6 protein-coding genes and 1 pseudogene are annotated in these 6,597 nt (G+C 49.2%); 3 read left to right on the top strand and 4 right to left on the bottom strand.

The window, feature by feature from the left end; translation table 11 throughout:
• The coding region (locus tag BZK42_RS27180) for a hypothetical protein (RefSeq protein ID WP_080861328.1) at positions 1-714 on the bottom strand (714 nt) is incomplete at its 3' end.
• 136 nt (positions 715-850) lie between these two features.
• Between BZK42_RS27180 and BZK42_RS29430 the strand changes: the two are divergent.
• A pseudogene (locus tag BZK42_RS29430) lies at positions 851-1,033 on the top strand (XRE family transcriptional regulator); the annotation flags it as partial.
• A 246-nt stretch (positions 1,034-1,279) separates the two neighbouring features.
• Here BZK42_RS29430 and BZK42_RS27170 read toward each other — a convergent pair.
• Complete coding sequence (locus BZK42_RS27170) at positions 1,280-3,322, bottom strand: IreA family TonB-dependent siderophore receptor (RefSeq protein WP_080861324.1); 2,043 nt, start codon at positions 3,320-3,322, stop codon at positions 1,280-1,282.
• 514 nt (positions 3,323-3,836) lie between these two features.
• Complete coding sequence (locus BZK42_RS27165; protein WP_080861321.1) at positions 3,837-4,310, bottom strand: hypothetical protein; 474 nt, start codon at positions 4,308-4,310, stop codon at positions 3,837-3,839.
• A 149-nt stretch (positions 4,311-4,459) separates the two neighbouring features.
• Between BZK42_RS27165 and BZK42_RS28815 the strand changes: the two genes are divergently transcribed.
• Both BZK42_RS28815 and BZK42_RS27160 read left to right on the top strand, forming a co-directional pair.
• Entirely contained in the window at positions 4,460-4,615 is a 156-nt protein-coding gene (locus BZK42_RS28815) for a hypothetical protein (protein WP_158083403.1), read from the top strand.
• Positions 4,616-4,863: 248 nt separating this feature from the next.
• On the top strand, positions 4,864-5,232 hold the full coding sequence (locus BZK42_RS27160; protein WP_080861318.1) for a BON domain-containing protein: 369 nt from the start codon (positions 4,864-4,866) through the stop codon (positions 5,230-5,232).
• Positions 5,233-5,250: 18 nt separating this feature from the next.
• On the opposite strand, the gene BZK42_RS27155 is transcribed toward BZK42_RS27160, so the two are convergent.
• Entirely contained in the window at positions 5,251-6,390 is a 1,140-nt protein-coding gene (locus tag BZK42_RS27155; protein WP_080861315.1) for a tyrosine-type recombinase/integrase, read from the bottom strand.
• Positions 6,391-6,597 lie beyond the last annotated feature (207 nt).

Raw genomic sequence — 6,597 nt, 5'->3', positions numbered from 1 at the left:
AGCCGGCTCACGGCGGGCCTTCAGGGACGGTTTTGTCGCTGTACCGGCTGACTTTTCTTCCCGCTGCGCTTTCCATTCTGACAGCGCATCAATACGGGAGACCTGCTCATTCAGCCGGGACGACAGCATGTCAGTCAGTTGCTTCAGCGCATCCTGCTGTTTTGCCAGCGCCGCCACGTCGGCCCGGACCTGTTCACTGTCTTTGACCAGCTGCGTCACCTGCGCTTTCAGCGCCTCCCTGGCCTTACCATCCTCCCCGCGCCAGTCCTGCGCCTGCGTCAGGGACAGATACTGATGCTGTTTCTCCTCCAGCGCCTGAACACGCTGCGGCAGGGCGTCCACACGACCGCTGCGAAACGCCGTGTCCAGCGAGGTCAGCAGAATTTCCTGCTGCCTGAACGTCTGCCACAGAAATGCCACCGCACATATCAGACACAGAATTAGTACCCCCGAAAAAATCGACCATACCCGTGACAGCACTTTTTTACAGGACGCTGGGTCAGCCCGCCGGCTTCCTTTGCCACCCAGCCGGTGCGAGGCCTGCTGTGCGGAGGTTTCTTCTGCGGTAGTCGGAGTATCCGCCACGGAGGCCCTGTCATCCACCGACACCGGTGAACCCGCGTTCTCTTCCGGGGCCGGAGTACTCAGATATGAAGAAATGGGGGCCTCTTCATCGCCGGGCACAAATACCGGCACGCCCGTGAGTGTTGTCATGACAAAAGTCCTCTGACTGTCGGTTTGCGTTTATCATGACTATGCGGAAATTGCCTGCCGGATTCAGCAGGCAAATCAAAACCGGAAAATGAAAATAAAAGTGATGAGGACTGTCCTCAGGAGATCGACGCTGCGTGTCTGTACTACAGAGCGGGGAATCTGCCTGCTGAAGTTGACTGATCGCCGGATGTTAGAAACAGAATTTCGTGATATCCAGCATTTAATTAACTCCAGAATCATCACAGGAGAAAACAGCCATACCCGGCAGCCAGTAAAAGAAATCAGCGAATATTTTGCCGGAACCCGCCGACAGTTCAACTGATGAACTCACAGCCATCTGGTCTGCTCGTTCCGTGCCAGGATATTGTTAATGGCATGATGTATGAACCAATGGAGAGCAGATAATCTATACCCCTATTAATTTATGCCGCAAATACGCCAACTACTGGTCCTACCGCGGAAGTGCTAACTATAAGATCCTATCGCAATAGGATCTTAATATTTTCAAAAAAATCCCGCAAAAGTATACGGACTTAAACTATAATTAACGTTCTAATCAATTAGATTAGAAACTTAATCTTACATTTGCCCAATAGCGACGGCCTTCATCGACTTGCCAGTTACCGTCGACCTTATTTATTGCCTCACTTTTCTTGTCAGTAACATTCATGACGGAGAAATTAAGTAAAGCATTAGGCAGTATCTGGTAATTCATCCCAACATCCATAGTTGCCAGCCCTTTACGTATACGAGGTTGTTTTGCCCCGTTACGCTGAGCGGCCCATATTTGCTTACCTGTATAGTTACCGCTGGTATACAAAGTTAGATCCTGGTTGAGTTCCCATTCAAGTTTAGCGTTTGCAGCATGTTTTGGTGTTCTTTCTAAAGGATAACCTTTGAGGGATTTACCATTCAGTTTTTCATCATCACTCATACGACGAGAGTCTGTAAAAGTATAGTTTGTGGTAAGTTTCCAGGACTCGGTAATTGGAGCCGCTGCAGCAAGTTCCACACCTCTTATATTTGCTTTCCCGACGTTATCATATACGAAAGTATTTAATCCTGTAACAGGATCTTTAACATTTATGTCATAGTTAGTCAGTTTGTTTTTAAAATCAGTACTGAATATAGTGGCACTTGCTGTATAACCATTATCACCATCATAGATAATGGCAAGTTCTTCTGTGACGCTGGTTTCAGGTTTAAGATCACGATTTCCATACATTATTGATGCACCACCCTGCGTCAGGGTTCCAAAGTTCGGACTGATTTCCCGTAGTGATGGCGCTCTGAATGCCCTGGCTATCCCTCCTTTTATAGTAACAGTGTCTGTTAAATGATAGACTGCATAAGCTCTTGGATTCCAGTGAGTTCCATAAAACTCATGATTATCGAGTCGCAGACCTCCGGTGAGAGACAGATCATCTGTTACTGAATACTCATTTTCAGCGAAAAGTGCTTTTTGTTGAGCCGTTATTGATTGATTTTTAATCGTTTTTTTGCCAGTGGCAGAATCATCCCTGAGTTTTGAATACTGGAATTGTCCACCGAGGGTAAGAACATTATCTGGTAAGAATGTTGTAACTTTTGCATCCACAATGGTATTGGTAATTTCAGGTCTACGAGCATCATAGGCCATATTCCAGTTATTATTCTTATCCTGCTTCCCTTGTTTTATTTTCCTGATGATATCTTCCTGATAGATACTAATTTCGGGATGAAAGGTATCACCGTGAGCATTCCAGGACAGAACCCAATGATTCCGTTCATTGTGGGTTTCTTTTTTACTGTTTGGTTGCTTCAGTTTTCCACGCATAGTATAGGCATCAATTGATTCTCCAGGAGTTAATGTCTGGATCTGATTGTTGCGCCCGGCCTCTAAAATAAACTGCTGATTTTCTGTAGGAGTAAATGATAGTGTTGCGGTAATATTTTTGTTGTCGCGCTTTGGTTTGCCTTCTGAAACAGCATCTTCTTTACGGTAGTTCAGTCCACCATACAGTTGCAGGCCAAGAATATCTTTTATGACAGGCCCTGAGAGGTAAAAATCATCAGTTGTCGAATTACCAAATTTGTTGTGTTCCTGAATTATGCCTCCAGCACCTAATGCACCATGCCATTCCTTACTGAAAGGCTTGGTTATGATGTTGATAACGCCACCCATAGCATCAGAACCATAGAGTGAGGACATTGGGCCACGGATGACTTCTATGCGTTCAATGGCTTCAACTGGAGGAATAAACCCTGCTTCAAAGCCACCGTTTCCATTTGGCCGTGACTCTCGTCCACTCTGTCGGCGTCCATCGACCAGGATAAGAGTATAATCTCCACCTAAACCACGAATACTGATATCCGGTTTTGCATTTCCACCAACGATGCTGACGCCTTCAACACCTTTCACTGCATCAATAAGGTCAGATACAGGTTTTTTCTTTAACTCATCTGCTGTTATGACAGTAACACTGGCTGGTGCGTTGATTTGCTGCTGTTCGAAACCTGATGCAGTTACAACAACCGTGTCTTCATGTTGAGTGGCTGCATCGGCAGGCGAAGCGGCAGCAATGATTGCAAGGGTTAGTAGGGAGTAGTGGAACTTTTGTACGCGCATAATGATTGATTTCCAATTTTACATCCAAATGGGAATCATTATCATTATCACATGCAGTTACAAAAAATCTATGTTTTTAATTATCAAGTATTATCAATAACTTAAACTTGATATAAATAGGTAATGTCTCTAAGTTTTTTCTGCAGAATGGATGGGGATATCTTTAAGCCTATAAGATTGTGTGACAGAGGATTTTGTTAAGAGAGGAAATGTTATGTAATTGTAAGTGAAAAACAAGGTGGCAAACGGTAATCCCCCAATTTTTAGCGGAGGTGATAAGTAGAATCAGGTCATGCGTTGAATATGCTGCGTCGGTGTGCATCCAGCCGCAGACGGGCAGTGTCATCATTTACCGATACACTTTCCGTGACTTTTCCGATAACCCTAACAGTCTAATCCGACGGTACCTCAGGCACAGTCCCACGTCACGGATGGACTCCCCCGACACGCAGTAATGCAATTAATGCTGTATAAATTATGTGTCATGAAAAAACAATTTAATGAAAGAATATATTCACTCACGGGATACCGGGTTATTCTGTTGCGGACTGACCACCACCATCCCCCCCTGTTCCGGTACACGAACAAATCTCCATTCCTGAAGCAGTATCTGCAGCGTCATCAACCGGCGCTCATACGGCGGAATGTTCACCCTGGTAACGTGGTAACGCCTGTCGCAAGATATTAGGGTTTGACACGCCAGCGCGACCTGCGCAGAACGCATCAGGTGTGAGCGAAAGAGTACCGGCTCCCCGGTCCGCAGCGCCTCACCCAGCGCCCGGAGAAATGCATCGTGGTAAAACCGCACCCGGCAGCGGGTCATTCTGCCCACCCGTTCACGTACCGCCAGGTGAATAACCCGCCACCGGCGTCCCCGGTGCCGGAACGTGGACACATCAAATCCTTTCTGGCGTCCGATGACAGACTGCAACATGAAACACGGGCAATAAAGTATCAGCGCCAGTACCAGAAACAGGAAAAAAATCACGGTTCGTCTCCCGCAGTAAAAAATCGCAGACTGACGGAAAACCCACTATAACGCAGCCGTAAAATCACAACCCGCACCGCACAAAAGGCGAAAAAGCAGACAGCCTGCTGCATGCAAAATCACAGGAACTCACGCAGCAGGAACAAACAATGGAATCAGTCATCAGGAAGATCTGCCTGTATTTTCCGGTTCTCGTCACCGCATTCCTGGCTTTCCGGGTATGGAATGCCGGGCACATCATGCCCGCCGCTCTCCTGACCACCCTGAGTGCCTCCCTGGCTTTTCTGGCAATTTCGGTGGAATAAATGCCGCATTAACCGGAGATCTGCTTTACACCATAACCGGAAATGATTATTGTTTGCGCACACCCTTGGGGTGCTCCCTGAGTGTTGAGGAAATACGACATAGCTCACATTGCTTCAGATAAATTGTTATCAGCCAGCCATTCGTGCTGGCTTTTTTTTTCAACAGTACACAGCCGTACTACGTATCCGATACAATCAACTCAGACACCATTTTTCGGTTCCCGTCACCCGCACGTTAGCGGACCCGCGTGACGGCCACGGTATACCAGGGTAACATTCTGCTCCCCGGAGAAGTCCCGGATGAGGCGGTGCGGCAGGCTGCCACAAAAGCCGTATCGTCCGTTGTCTGCGTCAGGCATATCTGGAACGAAACCCGTACCGGCATCGCCATCAGCACAGAGCAGAAAATAAGCGACACCAGGCTGGCATCGGATATCCGGGCGAAACTGCTGCTCAGTAGCGATACCAGGCTCTCTGATATCAAGGTCACCACAGAAAACAGCGAGGTTTTCCTGATGGGTCTGGTCCCCCCGGAGGAAGGACAACGCGTGGCTGACAAGGCCAGCCGGGTAAGCGGCGTCCGGCTCGTCACTACCGCGTGGACACTGAAAGATTAAAATACTGAAAGCAGCACCTTAAACAAACACCGGTGCAGCACCCGCCAGCGGGTTAATCATGACGCCTGCATGTAACGGCAGGTCTCCCGGACGGGGAACCCGTTCTCCATGCTGTGCTGCCGTGGCAAGCCGGCGTAGCAGCATGACCGACGCCGCATCCATCGCCGCTTCACGGGTATGCCCGCTGACGCTCAGCCCTTCGAAATCATGCAGATGAACCCGGAACCCGTCAGCCGTATCTTCCATCTCAGCCGGGTACGGCACAAAATATGTCGCGATTTTCTGCGACTGCCGGCGACGCACGTCCAGTTTGCTGACCAGCTGGTAAGCACGCAAGTGCGTATAACGTTTCAGCATGTTCAGGGATTTATGGCCCGATATCGCCGCCACTTCCATGACATTCAGCGTCCCCAGTTCAAACAGGCGGCTGATGGCTTCATGGCGCAGGTCATGGAAGTGCAGATTTTCAATTTTCAGACGCTGCAGGGCGGCCCGCCAGGCGGATTTAAACCCTGACGACTTATAGTGAAACACCGGACCGGAAATCTGTACCGACAGTTGCTGCAGCAGACTCCTGGCACGGCGCGACAGCGGAACATCCCGGGGACTGCCGTTTTTGGTGACAGGCAGGTGCGCCACGCCGTGCTGCAGGTCGATATGCTCCCACCGCAGCGCCAGCATTTCCCCCTGCCGCATGCTTGTTTCCAGGGCCAGATGGAAGATGGTGTACAGTTCCGCATTACGCGCCTGAAAATACCGTGACAGCCGACGTTCTTCGGATGAGGTGAGCCGTCGGTCACGCCCGGGAGAGGGCTTTGGCTTACGTACGGCTTCCACCGGATTAGCCCGACAGGTGCCCCACTCTACCTTCGCCAGGTTATAGAGCGCCGACAACAGGGCCAGCTCAAGACGGACAGTATTTCCCGATATCGGTTTACCCGTACGGGGGTTAACCTGAGCCAGCCGGTCATCCCGGTAAGCCGCAATATCCACGGTCGTCACTTCATCCATCATCTTTTGTGCAACAGGGTGACGTTTAATCACGCTGACACGCCAGAACTCCTGCTGATGTCCTCGTTTGTGAACTGATACCGTGTCGTAATATTTTGTGAGCGCGGCGGACAGGGACATTTTTTTAATGCGGACAGGCTGCGCCATTTTGGTTCTCTTGGGTCAGAAAGTTCAGGTAACTGACCGTAAACAACTTTCGGCGTTTACTCAACTATTCATAACTGACATTCATGCCAGTCCGGTGTGTGGACGGCAAGTGGCAAGATTACTGCGTTCGAGATGGTAAACGGCAACAACGCATGCGGTAAGTTTATTGAATCAAAAGCGTATTGCCCTGTAGGAAAACAGTTGATA

Origin of the sequence: Citrobacter braakii (assembly GCF_002075345.1) — a bacterium.
GTDB classification, from domain to species: domain Bacteria; phylum Pseudomonadota; class Gammaproteobacteria; order Enterobacterales; family Enterobacteriaceae; genus Citrobacter; species Citrobacter braakii.
Note: the sequence above shows the minus strand (reverse complement) of the source record. Positions and strands in the feature narration are given on the sequence as shown.